Origin of the sequence: Algoriphagus sp. Y33 (assembly GCF_014838715.1) — a bacterium.
GTDB lineage: Bacteria > Bacteroidota > Bacteroidia > Cytophagales > Cyclobacteriaceae > Algoriphagus.
This window is the reverse complement of sequence record NZ_CP061947.1, coordinates 2,134,667-2,151,446: the sequence shown is the minus strand read 5'-3', so window position 1 is coordinate 2,151,446 and position 16,780 is coordinate 2,134,667. Positions and strand designations below refer to the sequence as shown.

General features: G+C 42.1%; 12 protein-coding genes. 7 read left to right on the top strand and 5 right to left on the bottom strand.

The features are described 5' to 3' along the window. Positions 1–327: 327 nt before the first annotated feature. The 7 genes from ID165_RS08730 to ID165_RS08700 all read left to right on the top strand — a co-directional run bounded on the left by ID165_RS08730 (position 328) and on the right by ID165_RS08700 (position 10,594). Positions 328–3,477, top strand: coding sequence for a TonB-dependent receptor (locus ID165_RS08730; protein ID WP_192349968.1), 3,150 nt, complete (start codon positions 328–330; stop codon positions 3,475–3,477). Between the two features lie 10 nt (positions 3,478–3,487). Further along, the gene (locus tag ID165_RS08725) at positions 3,488–5,383 is read left to right on the top strand and encodes a RagB/SusD family nutrient uptake outer membrane protein (RefSeq protein WP_192349967.1); all 1,896 of its coding nucleotides are present in this window, start codon (positions 3,488–3,490) and stop codon (positions 5,381–5,383) included. Between the two features lie 13 nt (positions 5,384–5,396). Beyond that, positions 5,397–6,080 carry a DUF3823 domain-containing protein gene (locus ID165_RS08720; RefSeq protein WP_192349966.1) on the top strand — a complete coding sequence of 228 codons (684 nt, stop codon included), beginning with the start codon at positions 5,397–5,399 and terminating at the stop codon, positions 6,078–6,080. Between the two features lie 3 nt (positions 6,081–6,083). Then, positions 6,084–7,424, top strand: a complete 1,341-nt coding sequence (locus tag ID165_RS08715) for a glycoside hydrolase family 71/99-like protein (protein ID WP_192349965.1) — start codon at positions 6,084–6,086, stop codon at positions 7,422–7,424. A 466-nt stretch (positions 7,425–7,890) separates the two neighbouring features. After that, positions 7,891–9,633: a GMC family oxidoreductase gene (locus ID165_RS08710; RefSeq protein WP_192349964.1), complete on the top strand. Its 1,743-nt coding sequence runs from the start codon at positions 7,891–7,893 to the stop codon at positions 9,631–9,633. 3 nt (positions 9,634–9,636) lie between these two features. Beyond that, complete coding sequence (locus tag ID165_RS08705; protein ID WP_192349963.1) at positions 9,637–10,344, top strand: gluconate 2-dehydrogenase subunit 3 family protein; 708 nt, start codon at positions 9,637–9,639, stop codon at positions 10,342–10,344. A gap of 4 nt (positions 10,345–10,348) precedes the next feature. Next, the gene (locus tag ID165_RS08700; protein ID WP_192351810.1) at positions 10,349–10,594 is read left to right on the top strand and encodes a hypothetical protein; all 246 of its coding nucleotides are present in this window, start codon (positions 10,349–10,351) and stop codon (positions 10,592–10,594) included. Between the two features lie 174 nt (positions 10,595–10,768). Here the strand turns inward: ID165_RS08700 and ID165_RS08695 are convergent, their stop codons facing one another. The 5 genes from ID165_RS08695 to ID165_RS08675 all read right to left on the bottom strand — a co-directional run bounded on the left by ID165_RS08695 (position 10,769) and on the right by ID165_RS08675 (position 16,407). Continuing rightward, complete coding sequence (locus ID165_RS08695; RefSeq protein ID WP_192349962.1) at positions 10,769–11,179, bottom strand: OsmC family peroxiredoxin; 411 nt, start codon at positions 11,177–11,179, stop codon at positions 10,769–10,771. Between the two features lie 816 nt (positions 11,180–11,995). Then, positions 11,996–12,760 carry a LytTR family DNA-binding domain-containing protein gene (locus ID165_RS08690; RefSeq protein ID WP_192349961.1) on the bottom strand — a complete coding sequence of 255 codons (765 nt, stop codon included), beginning with the start codon at positions 12,758–12,760 and terminating at the stop codon, positions 11,996–11,998. Then, positions 12,741–13,343, bottom strand: coding sequence for a sensor histidine kinase (locus tag ID165_RS26675; RefSeq protein WP_225587042.1), 603 nt, complete (start codon positions 13,341–13,343; stop codon positions 12,741–12,743). The genes ID165_RS08690 and ID165_RS26675 overlap by 20 nt, the downstream gene beginning before the upstream one ends. Positions 13,344–14,347: 1,004 nt before the next feature. After that, on the bottom strand, positions 14,348–15,766 hold the full coding sequence (locus ID165_RS08680; protein ID WP_225587041.1) for a YncE family protein: 1,419 nt from the start codon (positions 15,764–15,766) through the stop codon (positions 14,348–14,350). Positions 15,767–15,774: 8 nt separating this feature from the next. Further along, positions 15,775–16,407: a DUF305 domain-containing protein gene (locus ID165_RS08675; protein WP_192349958.1), complete on the bottom strand. Its 633-nt coding sequence runs from the start codon at positions 16,405–16,407 to the stop codon at positions 15,775–15,777. Positions 16,408–16,780 lie beyond the last annotated feature (373 nt).

Below are 16,780 nucleotides of genomic sequence, written 5' to 3'. Positions count from 1 at the left end.
CTAACATTAACTGAACCCAAAATGAAAAATCTACACTTTGCCATTTCACTGGAGAATTTTCTCCCGCTTTTTTATCCACTGTCCTTGCTAAAGGTACTTTTTGTTAGGAAGAGGCACCTAGCTTTTTTTAAGTAATCAGGGGACTTTATCCAGCCATCAGATCGGATTGATTTATCTATTGGTTCTATACAGGACCCTGTACTTTATCTATAATCCAAGACTAAAAAACAGTGCCAATGAAACATGATTTTTACTTGATTATTCCCTATCAATCGCTCTTTTCTGAGTGGTTTTCCTTTAACAATTCCCAATCCTAATCTAAACAACATGAAAAAAAACAAACCTCTTATTAGAAGGGTAATCGGCCAATACTTCCTAGCGGTAGTATTGGTTTTGCTGATCTCCTTCTTTTCAAATGCTCAAACTGATCCTGTTCAGAAAAAGCAAGTATCAGGTAAAGTACTGGATGCCAAACAAGATCCTGTTCCAGGAGTGACGGTTCTCCTTAAAGGCACTACCACTGGTACTGTGACGGATATAGATGGATCATTCCAGCTTTTAGTGCCAGTAGAAGGGGCCGTGCTGGATTTTAGCTTTATTGGTTACAAACAGCAAAGTGTTTTGGTGGGTAATCAAAGCGAAGTTACGGTTACTATTGAAGAAGATATTGCGGGGCTGGAAGAAGTAGTGGTAATCGGATATGGTACCCAAAAGAAAGAATCCCTGACTAGTGCGATTAGTAACATTAGCGCAGAAGAGATTCAGACTACCACTAGCTCAAGCTTGGCCCAAAAACTCCAGGGAAAGGTGCCTGGCCTTCAGATCCGACAGAATTCTGGTCAGCCCGGAGAATTTAATACCTCAATTAATATCCGTGGGTTTGGAGGGGCTCCTCTATATGTGATCGACGGTATTCCCAGAGATGGAGGAAGTGAGTTTCAACGTTTGAATCCGGATGATATCGAAAGTATCTCGGTTTTAAAGGATGCATCTGCAGCAATCTACGGAGTGCGTGCAGCAAACGGTGTAATAATCGTGACTACTAAAAAAGGCACTGCCGGGGTTACAAAATTCAATTACAATGGTACGGTAGGTTTTCAGACCCCTACGGGAGTTCCTGAGATGGCTTCTGCATCTCAATGGGCTCAGATGAGAAATGACGCTGCCCTTTTAGGCACAGGTGCTCCATTCTATTCCCAAGAGATTCTCAATAACTATATCACGGGAGTATCAGGATATGAATCTACTAATTGGTATGATGAAACTTTGAAGGATAAAGCTTGGCAGTACCAGCAGAATTTAAGTGCTAGTGGAGGGAATGAAAGTGTGAATTACTTTCTTAGTGGAGGGTATTACAATGAACAAGGCCTACTCCAGTCCAACGATATCAAGTATAAGCGCTATACGCTGAGATCAAACATAACGGCTAAACTTTCAAAAAATCTGGAAACTCAGGTATTTATAGCAGGTAAAATAGATAAGCGATCAGATCCTGGTGAGAATTTCTTTAATATTTTCAAAGGGACACGCACCACGCTTCCTATCGAGCAACCATTTGCCAATGGCAATCCTCAGTATCCTTCCAGTGTAGGTTCTGGTCAAAACCCCGTTGCACTTGCAAACAGAAAGCTGACCGGTTACAATGAAACTACGGATAAGAATATTCAATCCTCTGTTTCTTTAAACTACAAGGCTCCTTTTTTGGAGGGATTGGCTTTCAAAGGCTTAGTGGCCTATGACTTCACTGCGAATCTGAACAAGAACCTGTCAAAAGCATACAACCTATACAATTATGATTCCAATGAGGATAGTTATGTAGTGCAGAAGCAGCGTGATGGGAACTCAAATATTTCCAACAGAAGCTCTGATTTCAATAGGATTACTTTACAGGCTCAGGCATCTTACAATACCAAAATCAATGAAGATCATAATCTGGGTGGTGTCTTGGTGTTTGAGCAGCAGCAGACCTGGTCTAGATGGGTGTCGGCACTGCGTTATTATGATTTCTACACGACCGATCAGATCAACTTTGCCGGCTTGAATAATCAGCAGGCTGGTGGGCTGGAAGAGCAGACCGCAAGAGTTTCATTTGTGGGCAGGTTCAATTACGATTTCAAGGATAAATACCTGGTCGAGTTTTCTTTCCGCGAAGACGGATCATACCGGTATCACCCCGATTCGCGCTGGGGATTTTTCCCGGTAGGTTCACTTGGGTGGAGAATATCTGATGAAGGGTTTATGAGTGGAACTACTTCCTGGCTTTCAGATCTTAAGATCCGGGGATCTTATGGTTTAGTAGGGGAAGATGCCGGAAATCCTTTCCAATATGTCAGCGGATATACCACCACGGGTGGTGGAGGATATGAATTCATTGATGGAACGTATACCGTGGGGGCTGGATCTCCATCTATTGTGAATGAGCAACTCACTTGGTTTACTTCGGAAATTCTTGATTTGGGCTTTAACCTCGGGCTTTGGGATGGAAGATTCAATATGGAATTTGACGTGTACCAAAGAAACAGAGAGGGATTGCTGGCTTATAGAAATCAGTCCTTGCCCAATACCTTCGGAGGTAATCTTCCACAGGAAAACCTGAATAGTGATCAGGTGAGAGGGTTGGATTTTATGCTTGGCTACCGAAATGAAATCAATGGTTTCCGATACGGAATCAGTGGTAATTTCAACTATGCTCGAACCAAGAATATCTATGTTGAAAGAGGCGAATTCCTGAACAGCATGGATCGCTGGAGAAATGGCAATTTGGACCGCAACAACGATGCAGTATGGGGTTTCCAGTACCAGGGGCAGTTTGCAAATCAGGAAGAGATTCTCAATGCACCCATTCAGAACGGAAGTTTGGGCAATATCCGTGAATTGCCGGGGGACTTCAAATATGAAGATGTGAATGGGGATGGGATCATCGATGGAAATGACATGCTTCCCACATTCTGGAACGGTACCCCAAAAATGTTTTTTGGTTTGACCTTAAATGGATCTTACAAAGGCTTTGATTTCAATTTCCTATTCCAGGGTGCTGCTAAGTATTCTGTGCGATTTAACGAAGTCTATGCTGAGATTTTGGCATTCAAAGGATCGAATACGCCTGCATATTTCTTTGATCGCTGGAGAAAAGAAGATCCATATAATGCGGATAGTGAGTGGATTCCGGGTACTTGGCCTGCTTCACGTCTGATCGAAAATATGGGGATGATCTATGCGGAAAGCGAAGTGTGGAGAAGAGACGCCTCTTATGTAAGATTCAAAAGTGCTGAAGTCGGTTACACAGTTAATTCCACCGTGCTCAATTCCATTGGCCTATCAAGCTTAAGGGTGTTCGGTAACGCTCATAACATCTTTACTATCACAGACCCCTTCGTGAAGGCCTTTGATCCTGAAAAGCTGGAAGGCCTGTTCAATGCCGGATTTACCTATCCGCTTCAGCGTAGTTTCAACTTTGGTATAAGCGCAAACTTCTAATTATACAGACATGAACAAGATACATTATTCTATACTTATACTTCTTGCCCTGTTGATTCATACTTCCTGCAACAATGTGCTGGATAAAGAACCCCTTGACAGGATTCAGGGCGAGCAACTCTTTTCAGATCCCGAGGGAGTGAGACTTTATATGGCAAACCTCTATTCACAGCTCCCTGTAGAGGATTTTGCCTACTTCCGTAATGGATTTAATATCAACGGCGGAGATCCCAATAACGGCGGGTTCGCAGTCACAATGTTGACAGATGAAGCAGTCCACTCTGAATTTGGTGATTTCTTTAGGGATGAAGACATTGCATGGTGGGAGCCTGCTTACAGACTAATCCGGGATGTCAACCAATTGATAGCGATCATTCCGGAAATTGATGTGACAGAATCAGACAGAAATCAGATACTTGGAGAAGCCTTGTTTATCAGGGGGTATGCTTACTTCGGTCTGGTCAAGAGATATGGCGGAGTTCCGCTGTTGGATGAGGCCCAAGCCTATTCTGGAGATATTGAATCCCTGAAAGTACCTAGGTCTACAGAAAAGGAAACGTGGGATTTCTTGTTGAATGACCTACAAATGGCAAGCAGCACCCTTCCTGGGCAGTGGTCAGGAGGAGAACGCAGAGCTACAAAATGGGCTGCACTTGCCTTGATTTCTAGAGCTTCCTTACACGCAGCATCTATTGCTAAATTCTCTGATAAAGCACCTCTATCAGGAAACGCTGCTGATGCGGGTTTAGTGGGATTGAATACTGCAGATGCCAATGCATACTATGAGCAAGTGATTGAATCTGCTGAGGAAATCATGAACAGTGGTGCATTTGGATTGTATCAGCCGAACCCGGCCAACCCAGAAGAGGCTGCCGGCAATATCCAAGGGATGTTCCAAAATCCAAATGTGGCTAGTACAGAAGCAATATTTATCAAAGGCTATGCGATTCCGGGCAATGACCGTGGGCATAACTATGATATCTGGTTTGGGCCTGCCCAATTAGCCAATGGATGGCCACACCCTGGGAGGATGAACCCTACATTGGATTTTGTCGAATTATATGAGACCTATGACAATCCGGGAGAAATCACACCTTTTGAGACCCGGTTAGATGGGATTGTTACAGATTACAATGGTTTTAACCCATCTGTATCCTATATAAAGTTCAACGATCCCGCTGTTTTGTTTGCAAATAGGGATGCGAGATTACATGCCACAGTCATTGTGCCTGGCTCGACCTGGAAGGATAGGGAAATTGTAATTCAGGCAGGCTTTATCAAACCAGATGGAGCTCCGGTCATCCGAACCAAAGACCAAGTAGAGGTCGACGGTAAAATGTTTTACTCTTATGGTGCTGAGAACGTTTCGCAATATTCTGGTTTTGACACTTATGGTGGCAATAATACGAGGACTGGATTCTCCTTTAAGAAGTTCCTTAATGAAGACAAAGCAGTCGTCCCTGGCTGGAACCAAAGCACATCGGATTTTATGGATATGCGCTACGCAGAAGTATTACTTAATTATGCGGAGGCAGTGGTCGAGAGTGGCCTTGGGGATCCTGCACTTGCTGAAAAAGCTATCAATGATATCCGTAAAAGAGCTGCTCATACCGTGGAGGTAACACTCACTCAGGAAAATGTGATGCGTGAAAGAATCGTGGAGTTGGCCTTTGAAAATAAGCGATACTGGGACTTGATCCGAAGAAGAGAATATGAAGAGGAATTCACCAACAGAAGGAGGCATTCCCTCTTTCCGATTCTTGATCTTAGGGAAGCAGATCCGGTTTACATTTTTGTGAGGGAGAATGTGCCTTCTATGGAAGCTCAGAATTTCCAACCAAAATTCTACTACAGACCTATTCCTGGTATCGGTGGAAATGGTTTGACTCAAAATCCATCTTATTAATCTACTGCATACTATGAAAACTTCATTCTATACATTTTGTCTATGTGCTATTGGGCTTTTCTCCTGTGAATTGGACAACTATGATGCTCCAACGGCAAGTCTTTCAGGTCAGTTTATTGACGCCCAGACGGGTGAGCTGGTAGAGCAGGACCTGATCAACGGCACCGTTATTCAGCTTGCAGAGCATGGCTATGACCCGGTCGGTTTGCAATACATGGTGGTTAAAAATGACGGTACATTTGAAAACAAGCTCCTTTTTGAAAATACCTATACGGTTCAGCCTGTAAGAGGGAATTTTTACCCCGTTGATGCTCAGGATTTAGCTATTGGTTCAGGGACGACCATGGATTTTGTGGTGACTCCCTACCTGAGAATTATCAATCCTCAGATCACTTATCTGAATGGCAAAGTAACAGCCACTTTTAGTATCGAGCAAACCGGGGCGAGCAATGTCCGAAAAATCGGATTCTTTGCCCATCCCAATTCGGTGGTTGGTCAGCCTGTACAGTCATTTTCTGTTGAAAATGACATCAATCGGGACGTGTCTGCGGACGAAGTCTTTAGCCTTGAAATGGATGTGGCAGCTAACAGTGCCATTTTTGGAAAAGCTGATGATTTCTTCTTCAGGATTGGAGCTATTGCCAACGCCGCTGAATCAAAGTACAATTACGTTCCTGCAAAGCGAATTACCCTTTAATCTATGAAAATTTATAAAACTATGTTTTTAACCTATTGGCTATCCATCCTACTTCTGAGCACTTTCGGGTGCTCAGATTCCAATGACCCTAATCCAACTCCTGATCCTGACCCTCCGACCAAACCAACTACGGAGATCGACTACGATGAGACAGGACTACTGTATACCACGACTGAAGGATTGGTCATGGCCGGTTATCAGGGTTGGTTTGCTGCTGAAGGTGATGATTCTGACCGAGGTTGGTACCATTACCAATCGGGTTGTGGATTTCAGCCGGGATGTTCCACCATTGATATGTGGGCTGATGTGAGTGAATATCCCAAGACTTATCCGACGGATTTCAAATTTGAAAATGGGGAAACTGCACACTTGTTTAGTTCTTATGATGCAGAGACAACTGATTTACACTTCAAATGGATGAAGGAATACGGAATTGATGGGGTGTACCTACAGCGTTTTGTTGTGGAAGTGAAGGATTCCAATCCGGCGGGAAAACGCCATTTTGATAAGGTACTTAAAAATGCCCTAGCGGCTGCAAAGAAATACGGCCGTGCAGTATGTATCATGTACGATCTAAGTGGAGCTACAGGCGAGGATGTCAGGGAGTTTGTAGAGAAAGACTATTTTGAATTAGTCAATAAGTACAAGCTATTTGATAACGAAGAGAATCCTACCTACTTAAGAGAAAACGGAAAGCCATTGGTCGCAGTTTGGGGAGTTGGTTTTAATGATAACAGGAAGTACACCATAGAAGATGCTATAGTTATGGTGGATCAGTTGAAAGGAACCCAGAATAGGGTGTCAGTGATGTTAGGGGTGCCTTACTGGTGGAGATCCTTAGGTAATGACACAGAAAACAACACCAAACTCCATGATCTGATCAAGAAGTCAGATGTGATCATGCCATGGGCTGTAGGAAGATATAATTCTACGAATTATGGAGAGGTTTCATCCCAGACGCTGCTGTCCGACTTACAATGGTGTAACTCAAATGATGTGAAGTATATCCCGTTGGTTTTCCCTGGATTCAGCTGGGGAAATATGAATCAGGAGGCAGAATACAATGCAATCCCAAGACTTAAGGGGGACTTCTTCTGGCAGCAGATCAATGGTGCGGTTATGTCTGGAGCAAAATCCTTATATGTGGCAATGTTTGATGAAATTGATGAAGGGACGGCAATTTTCAAGGTAATGCATGAAGGAAAGACTCCGATGAATGCTGATGGTAAATTCATTGGGATTGATCCGGAATTGCAGACAGACCATTACTTATATCTAACCGGTGAGGCTGGCAAATTGGTCAAAGGAGATGGGTCTTTTTCAGCCACCCAGCCTAGCAGATAACTAGTTTTCTTCTAGTTGATCATGACTACCAATTCGTTTCAAAGTAGATGAGATGGAAGATGATTCAGAAAAGGAAAGCTAAAGATGTAATCGTTGTCTGATCTGGGGGCCTGTGGAGGGATGGATTCCAAAATCCGTTCTGAAGCAGGCCTATCAGTGGCTGTAGATGATTTTGAGTGTACAAAACTCATAAAAGTCAAAATCGAATAGCCTTATCAAAAAAAACCACATTAGAGTTTTTTGCTCTAATAACCCTGAATTAACCGTATGATTAACCTTATGCCTGTTAATTTCCTTTCTGAATGTGAAGATGGTATTACTTGATCACGGATTTTCAAAGGCTATTGCCTGGTAACTTAGGTAAGCTCAGTGACAAGGAGAATTAAGCAAGGTCTTTTTCCTTGAAAAGCTAGAGCGCCATAAGTAAGCGAATACTTTAATTAATCTTAGATAAACAGTATAGAATATGAGTTTTCAAATAAAATCATCAGGGGACAGCTATGATGTGATCATCGTCGGATCCGGGGCCGGCGGGGGGATGGCTTCCAAAATTCTCTCTGAAGCAGGTCTATCCGTGGCAGTTGTGGAAGCAGGGGGAGACTTTGATCCTGCAAAGGATGAAGATAGAACCCAGCTGAGACCGCCTTGGGAATCCCCGAGGAGAGGCGCAAGCACCAGAATCAGGCCTTTTGGAGACTTTGATGCTGCCATTGGTGGCTGGGATATCGATGGAGAGCCCTATACTCATAAGGACGGCACCCGGTTTGACTGGTTCCGTTCCAGAATGGTGGGAGGTAGGACCAACCACTGGGGGAGAATATCCTTGCGATTTGGACCAAATGATTTTAAGCGTGCCAGTATTGATGGTTTAGGCGACGACTGGCCGATTGGCTACGATGACCTGAAGCCCTATTATGACAAAGTGGACAAGCTTATCGGTGTTTTCGGATCCAAAGAAGGCATTTACAACGAACCGGATGGTTTTTTCCTTCCACCTCCAAAGCCCAGACTACACGAACTCTTTATTAAGAAGGGAGCAGATAAGGCAAATGTCCCGATGATCCCAAGCAGACTCTCCATGCTCACCCGTCCGATCAACAACGAGCGCGGGGTTTGCTTCTTCTGCAGCCAGTGTAATCGTGCCTGCCAGGTTTACGCGGATTTTTCAGCAGGAACCTGTTTGGTTTACCCGGCAATGAAGAAAGGGCAGGTGGACTTATATACCCATTCCATGGTGAGAAAAGTGACCACTGATGACAATGGGAAAGCGACAGGGGTTTCCTTCGTTAGTAAAAAGGATATGAAGGAGTACAAGCTGAAGTCCCGGGTAGTAGTACTTGGAGCATCCGCGTGTGAATCAGCGAGGATCATGATGAATTCCAAATCCAAATCCCATCCCAACGGGATAGGGGGTGATTCGGGTGCTTTAGGCAGATACCTTCATGATTCTACGGGATCAGACAGGATGGGAATCCTTCCAGATCTCATCGACAGGGATAGATATAACGAAGACGGCGTAGGCGGCATGCACATGTACACACCATGGTGGGGAGATAATAAGAAATTGGACTTTGCCCGTGGCTACCACATTGAATACTGGGGTGGAATGACACAGCCTGCCTATGGTACTGGGGGAAGCATGAACTCCATGCGCCAGTACATCAAAGATGAGTTTGGGGAGCCAAGCCAGAATGGAGGATATGGTGCAGGGCTGAAAAAAGATATCCGTAGACTTTACGGTACTACCTTGGGTATGTCTGGCCGGGGGGAAAGTGTTCCCAGGTATGAAAACTACTGTGAAATCGATCCGAATGTGGTGGATAAGTATGGAATCCCTGTACTCCGGTTTAACTACAACTGGACCGATCAGGAAATTCTGCAGGCAAAACACATGCACGAGACTTTTGAGGAGATCCTAACCGGGGCAGGCGCTACGTTATTGGGTAGCAAGCCAGGTCCTGAAACCAACTACGGTTTGCTGGATCCGGGAAAGATCATCCATGAGGTAGGGACTACCCGCATGGGAAACAGTCCAAAAGGATCGGTGGTGAACTCCAATTGTCAGGCACATGATTGCAAAAATCTATTTGTGGTGGATGCCGGTCCTTTCGTGTCACAGGCAGACAAAAACCCTACCTGGACCATATTGGCCTTAAGCTGGAGAACTTCAGAATACATTGTGGATCAGTTGAAACAAAAAAATATCTAGGCGATGAACAGACGGGAAAATCTGAAACTACTCTTTACCGGTTCTGTTGGCACGGGCTTATTTATGACTGGCTGCTCTCCTGAAGAGCAGGCATTGCCACCAAAGGCCGTTTTGAGTGGGGAAACTAAAGGTTATAGAACCGAGGAAGAGAGACAACGCGACCAGGAATTGCTTTCAGAGACCTTTTTTACGAAAGATGAAAGAAAAAAACTGGGAACTCTGGTAGACATTATACTGCCAAAGGATGAGGAATCTCCTGCTGCCACAGAAGTGGGAGTGGTGGATTTTATGGAATTTATGATGAAGGACCAGCCAAGCAATCAGACTCCTATGAGAGGTGGTTTGATGTGGTTGGATTTTGAGGCCAATGAAAAGTTCGGCAAAACCTTCAATGAACTTTCCAATGATCAGGTTATCGAGATTGTTGAGGAGGTGGCTTGGCCGGAAAAGGCAAAGCCAGCATACCAGGGAGCGGTAAGCTGGTTCAATATGCTACGAAATCTGACCTGCTCCGGATATTTCTCCACTGAAGCAGGCTGGAAATACATCGGCTATGTAGGTAATCAGCCGAATGTCTGGGACGGGGTTCCGCAGGATGTGATGGACAGATACGGTCTAAAACTTGAGGAAAAATATCTCCCGATTTATCTCAAACCCGAGCAGCGGGGTATAGTTGCCCAATGGGACGATGAGGGAAATTTAATTGGGTGATAAAATGAAAGTTCATTGTATTAAGCGCAGTATTTATCTGTCAGTCATTTTAGTTTTTTTGTGGGCATTGGGAGCAAGCCCTGTCGCTAGTCAACAGTCAAGTAGTAAAAGCTATGAATTTGATGGGGACGGGATTAGCAGAGATGTGCTCGAGAATTACTTGGATAGAGCTATTACGATGGTCTACTTGTTAACTCCTGACAAACCTGAAGGTATAAAAGCATACATGATTTCATTAAAGGGTAAATAAAATTGGGGCTTCCTTTGGGCGGGCTATCCCTCCAATCTTTTGAAGTTCACAGCTATTCTAATTCAAAAGGATTTCCGATCCTATCCCTAAGACATATCTTCATGTTTGGTTTTGTAATATCTGTGATTTCGTTCCTGATAGACACACTTTTTTTGATCAGGTTCAATATTAAATTTATTGAAGTCTAACTTCTAATGTGATTTCTACTTTAATAGCCATACTAATCGGGCAAGTAGCCTTTGCATGTTCTGCAATTTGCAAAAACCGCATCTCTGTAATTCCTGGTACTTTCGCCTCCAGTGTAAGTGCCGAACAAGTAATAGTGCCATTGATTAACGATACAACAGATTCCGTAACAAGTATTTCAGGAGGAAATCCAGCAGAAGTTAGTTCTGCACTTAGCTTCATCGTGAAACAACCCGCATGTGCCGCCGCCATTAATTCTTCCGGATCTGTTCCTGTTTGTTTTTCAAATCTTGAAACATAAGAATATGGCATTTTAAACAAACTTTTACTTTGAGTTGAAAGACTTCCACTACCTTCTTTGATCGTACCATTCCAGATGGCTTTTGCTGAACGGTTCATTTTATTTTTATATGTTGATAATGCAAAGTTGGGAGGGATTTTAGCGTCGAGTAATGGACAAAAGGGAGTTTGAGTTGTAAGTTTTCCCCAAGCTGCTCCAATTTTTTTTGAGAAGATATTATTTTTGAGCCTAATGATTTATTAATGCTCAAGGCTTTACTTGGACATCACGGCACCTGTTTTATAGGCATATTCTTCAATGCCGTTGATGACCAGTGAATGAAAGTGGATGTCTATTCTCGAAGCGATCACCGCGATGGTCAGTGTCTTACTTTTTCTTCAGAAGCTGGCTAGAATTACATGGGGTATAAAGTGAATCAACTTATTGTCTACGATGGGATACCGAATCATGTAATGGATAGGCACGGGTTCAAACTGGAGGAGAAATATGTCCCGCTTTATCTGAAACCGGAGGAACGCGGAGTAGTTGCCCAATGGGACCATGATAGAAATTTAATTAGGTAATTAAATGGAAATAGGATGTATTAAGCTCAGTATTTCTTTTTTTATCATTTTAGTTTTTATGGCGGCTTTGGGTAGGACCCAAGTTTAAGGATCAGTCTGAATTCTGCGTGGCCAAACTTCAGAATTTTTCTGAAAAAGGCAGGTATTATCCGATACCATTTGATGAATACCAGCAGGACTCGGAGAGTATGGATCAGACTCCAGGATATAATAGAACTAGTGATTAAAATTTAAAAGAGGTCCTTATCTAGGTGCCCTTTTAATTTTTGGAAGACATTGTAATGGAGAGTAATGGAGACTGAAAAGTACTGCACTGAAAGTAGTGGCTTTTTACATATAATCCAGCGACGTTTAACGATTTCCCAACCAGTTTAAAAATGCTGCAGCCTTGTCTTTACCCACGATCAGTTGCTCAGTCGTGGGAATTACTAATTTTACAAAAAGCTTTCTAGCTAAGTAATGCTCAACCTCCTTGATTGCGCTATAATTAACCAAGTATTGTCTGTTTGCACGGTAAAATTGATCGGATGAGAGTTGGTCATATAATTCTTCCAGTGAATAATTTATCAGGTATTCTTTCGCTTCAAAAGTCACTAATTTTGTTGTTTCATTTCGGATATAGAAATAGGCAATATTATCTGTTTGTAATGTTATATATTTATTGTTTTTATATACTAAAAAGCCTTTTTTTTCCTTTTTGTTCAACTGATTTAATAGAGTATTTAGATCATTTATGGGGTTTTCATGAGTTTGGAAGAAATTTTTCATTTGGCGAACTTTAGCCATAGCAGCGGTTACACTTTCGCTGGAAAAAGGTTTTAAGATATAATCAATACCATTGGAGCGGAACGCTTCCATTGCATATTCATCAAAAGCTGTACAGAATATTACAGGTGGGGCGACGGCTATTTGTTTGAAAATATCAAAACATAAACCATCCCCCAATTGCACATCCATAAAGATCAGGTCGGGTAAAGGCTTTGATGAAAGATAAGAAACTGCTCCGGCAACACTTTGGATGGTAGATTCAATATGCGCAGATTTTTCAGCGGAAACTATAAGCTGACCTAGAGCTTTAGCAGTTTTTAGCTCATCTTCAATTATTATGATATTCATGGATTAATGGAAGTTTTACCCTGAAAATCTCAGAGGTTTTTTCGATGGAGATATTTTTCCCAATAAGATGAAGATAACGTTTATCTATATTTTCGAGCCCAAGGGTAGTTGAAACCTCCGGCTTATTTTTTCTGGAGATGCGGTTTTCTACCACAAGTACATTTTCGTCATAATATACTTTGATTGTTAAGGGATTATCTAACGTAACCACATTATGCTTGATGCAATTTTCTACCAGTAGTTGTAAAGTAAAAGGCGGGATGCCTCCCGTGTGTGCAACCCTAGCAGTATCATCAACTAAGTGAAGACCGTCCTCAAATCTTGCTCTAAGTAGATAGATATAGGAATGTAATATTTTTAATTCTTCCTGAATTGGGATCACATCCTGCTTTCTCTTTTCTAGCGTGAAGCGATAAAAATCTGATAACTTAAGAATGAACTCATTTGAGTGCGGGTCACGTAGCTCAATCATGGATTTTAGGGTGCTGAGACTATTAAAAAGGAAATGAGGGTTTACCTGTTGCTTGAGGAGTTCAAATTGAGCCCCTAAATGATTTGACTTAACTTTTTCCAGTTCAACCATAACTAGCTGGGAATTGTGATTCTGGTACAGAAAAAAAAGGAACATGCAAATGGTTAAGTTTATAAGCACTCCCCGAAATTGGTACATCAGGATCATAGAACTGAAACTATACCGAGGAAACAGGAGTTGGTGTATACTTACCAGAATCAGCATAAGCACAATCCCAATAATGATACTGTAAACTAGTCTTAATGTAAAAAAACGACGGGAAAATTGATTTTTGGTATATTTTGGAAGCTTATAAATATTATAATACCAAACATACAGTGAGAATAGGAATGCCACTGAGGCATCAACAGCAAGTTCTATCACAGTGATATTGAGCTGCATAATTTTTGGTATGGATGCTAAAATTCCCATAAACAATGCGCTTAACCATATTAGACTAGCTGATACGGAAAAAACTTGACTGTCTGATTTACTATACTTTTCAGCGACCATAATGGAGCAATTGACCCTATCAAAGATAGCCTTTTTCCTTATGGGGTTAAGTAAGTAGTTCAATTTAAAATAGGGACTAGAGGGTTGGATTTGTTGCCTGAAACCGTTTGAAGCCTATGCTTCCAACAGGTGGGCATTACTAATTGATTGCTTGTTGGGGAATCAGTATTTTTTTAAATATTGATATGTATAAATGTCAGATTTTCAGTTAATAATAAGATATTATTAACTGAAAGGATTAAATAATTTAGCGCACTATTTCATGTTCTGGCTGTGCTCCTCCCAATACTGATTAAAGCTGCAAATAACGTAGATAAAATCTGTGGAATGCTTGCAATTCTGATAGTATGGTCTACTCCATGACATAAACGGCAGCTCAATTCTGGCGCAGTTGTGTGCTGCTTATAATTGTGCTGGATCTGTACAGTGATTCCGGATAGTAGGTGAACATTTCAGTATAGTTTTCCACTCCCGGGTATCTGTAGGCTATCCTAAAACCAATGAATGTTAGGCGAGGCAATAAATTTGCTAGGGATAAAATTAAAATTTGGCTTGTTGCAGAGCTATAGAACATCATCGAGGAGGGAAGTTTGGAGGTTGTCAATAAGTACGGGGTTACGGGTTTTTGCATCCAAAATTAGTATATGCTGATATGGTTGGGTCTCTTCGGAATCTCCGGATTTTATTAAACCGGTGGATTGTCCGGAATATTTTCCGTTTGAATCTGTCCGGAACTCGTTGAGTTGGTAATCTACAGCGTAGGGTGGAGATGTTGCTTTCGATAAAACCAGCAAATAATCCGAGTTTGGCTCAAGTGCATAAAAAGCTTGTTCCACTAAATCAGTTAACCCAATTTGTCGTACAGAAATTCTTCCACTCGCATTTTGAAGTAGCCCTGTGGTTCTCAATGTAATTACCTGTGTTGAATTCATGTCCTTTAGTGACCATTCATTACCGGACTTACCCGTCTCTGAAACCGCATTTTGTGCATAAACCAGTGCTTGTGGACTTTGACCTACAGGTATTGTAGCTACTACCTTCATGGTGTGAAGATTAATCACCTGGACCTGGTCAGCAAATTCCAGCCCAACATATAGAAAATTACCGTCTGTTGAAGGCCATAAACCATGGGGCAATGCTCCTACATTAATGCTGTCTGTTAAATTAAAATTATCAGCAACATCAAATGCAAGCACTTTATTCTCTCCTCCGATGGAGACCAACATTTTTAGTCTACCATTGACTGTAGTAAATGTGACGTGGTTAGTAATTGCACCAGTGCTTATTACTTTGCTAGTAGTTAAATTTTCTGTATTTATAATGCTCACTTTACCTACGTCTTTATGGGTTAGCGCTACCCACTTTCCGTCTGGGCTTGTGAAAATATTTGGTGAAAACGGACTGATCACAGGTATTTTCTTAATCAATTGGTAGGTTTTAGTATTTATAACATCCACCTCAGATGTGAAACTGGAGCATACATAAGCACGGGTTCCATCAGGTGAAAAGGCCACCATTCCAGGACCATCTGCCACAGGAATCTGTTTGATTTCAGACATGGATTGAACGTCAATTACACTGATGTATGCTTCCCCGCGTACCGTTACCCAGACTTGCTTGTGGTCCGGAGTGAAAGTAGGTTCATGTGGAGATCGTCCGATATATAGTGTTTTTAACAGTTTGCTGGTTTCAGTGGAAATAAAACTGATAGAATTTGATCCTATTGCCACCACTGCCAGTATCTTCAAATCCGGAGAATACCGTAATCCATGTACCAGCGTCTCACCCTTATACAAGGGGCTAAGTACATCGGTAATAGGATTTCCTAAGGTGATTTGCCCAAGTAATTTGTTTTGTGATGGGTCGATCACAGATACCGTGTTGGATATTTGGTCTGCCGTATATACACGGTCATGTGTGTATGGGGATTGGGCAAAGCTGTATAGAGCAAGCATGCCCAACATAAGAGTTAGGATAGTCATTTTCATAGTTATTTGGAAATAAAGTCTTTCATCAAGTCAATTTCAATCTGTTCTTCTGATATGAGGTGCCGGGCAAAACCCAAGATTAGTTGATCCGTGCTATACCGGATTACTACTTTTGCCATATTTATGGCAGCTTGGTGATGCGGTATCATTACTAAAGCAAATGCCCGGTCCAGAGTATCAGGGGCTTCAGGTGATGGTATGGATTCCATCATGATATCCATCGTTTTATTCATGGCTTTTCGGTAGTCGGTGGAGTCGGATAGGAAGATGTCTGGATTCTGGGTTAACCAACGGTTCATCTGTATAACCTGACTTTTTTGTTCAGTTAAAATGCTTTTTGCGAGTTGGATCATCTTAACATCTTTTCCATGTATTATTTCATATTCAGCCATGGAAATAGCCCCATGATGATGAGGTGTCATTTGGCGCATGAACTCCTCTTCAGGCGAATTTGTGATAGGAATATTGGCCATTTCTGCCATCATACCATCCATCATTTGAAGGTAAATATTTTTAGATGATGTCTCTCTCCGCTGGTGATGTTCCATGCTGGTATGTTGTGCTATCACCTTTGTTACGGGTAACTGCCAATACAAAAACAGAAGAGTGATAAGTACTTTGGTGTGCCTGCCCATGTTGTTTGAATTAAGAACAAAGCAGTGATTTTGATGGGATTTTTCAAGGGGCTTTCAAAGTGAACCGGGCATATAGGGAAGTCAATCAGGCAGAAATCATTCTGAATTGTTCAACGCAAATTGATTTTGGTTTTGTTCGAGCCGATCTGACTTTTACCGGGAGTTAGTGTTGCCTGTATAAAAGTGGATGGTATGATTACCCAATGCCCGTTTTATCCATCGTACAGGGATTTTTAGCAGTACCTCACATTTAAACCTGACAACATGGATATCCTGCCGTTTTGTAACCCTTGCCATTTCATATTGCCTGATTTAGCTGATGATTTGTCCGTTTCAACCAAATATGGTTAGTCCAATGTCTTGGTTGTGTATT

Coding starts and splice junctions, on each gene's coding strand:
- ID165_RS08710 (WP_192349964.1), top strand. CDS start 7,891: ATGAGTTTTCAAATAAAATCATCAGGGGACAGCTATGATGTGATCATC.
- ID165_RS08680 (WP_225587041.1), bottom strand. CDS start 15,766: ATGACTATCCTAACTCTTATGTTGGGCATGCTTGCTCTATACAGCTTT.
- ID165_RS08715 (WP_192349965.1), top strand. CDS start 6,084: ATGAAAATTTATAAAACTATGTTTTTAACCTATTGGCTATCCATCCTA.
- ID165_RS08705 (WP_192349963.1), top strand. CDS start 9,637: ATGAACAGACGGGAAAATCTGAAACTACTCTTTACCGGTTCTGTTGGC.
- ID165_RS08720 (WP_192349966.1), top strand. CDS start 5,397: ATGAAAACTTCATTCTATACATTTTGTCTATGTGCTATTGGGCTTTTC.
- ID165_RS08675 (WP_192349958.1), bottom strand. CDS start 16,407: ATGGGCAGGCACACCAAAGTACTTATCACTCTTCTGTTTTTGTATTGG.
- ID165_RS08695 (WP_192349962.1), bottom strand. CDS start 11,179: ATGAACCGTTCAGCAAAAGCCATCTGGAATGGTACGATCAAAGAAGGT.
- ID165_RS08725 (WP_192349967.1), top strand. CDS start 3,488: ATGAACAAGATACATTATTCTATACTTATACTTCTTGCCCTGTTGATT.
- ID165_RS08700 (WP_192351810.1), top strand. CDS start 10,349: ATGAAAGTTCATTGTATTAAGCGCAGTATTTATCTGTCAGTCATTTTA.
- ID165_RS26675 (WP_225587042.1), bottom strand. CDS start 13,343: ATGGTTGAACTGGAAAAAGTTAAGTCAAATCATTTAGGGGCTCAATTT.
- ID165_RS08690 (WP_192349961.1), bottom strand. CDS start 12,760: ATGAATATCATAATAATTGAAGATGAGCTAAAAACTGCTAAAGCTCTA.
- ID165_RS08730 (WP_192349968.1), top strand. CDS start 328: ATGAAAAAAAACAAACCTCTTATTAGAAGGGTAATCGGCCAATACTTC.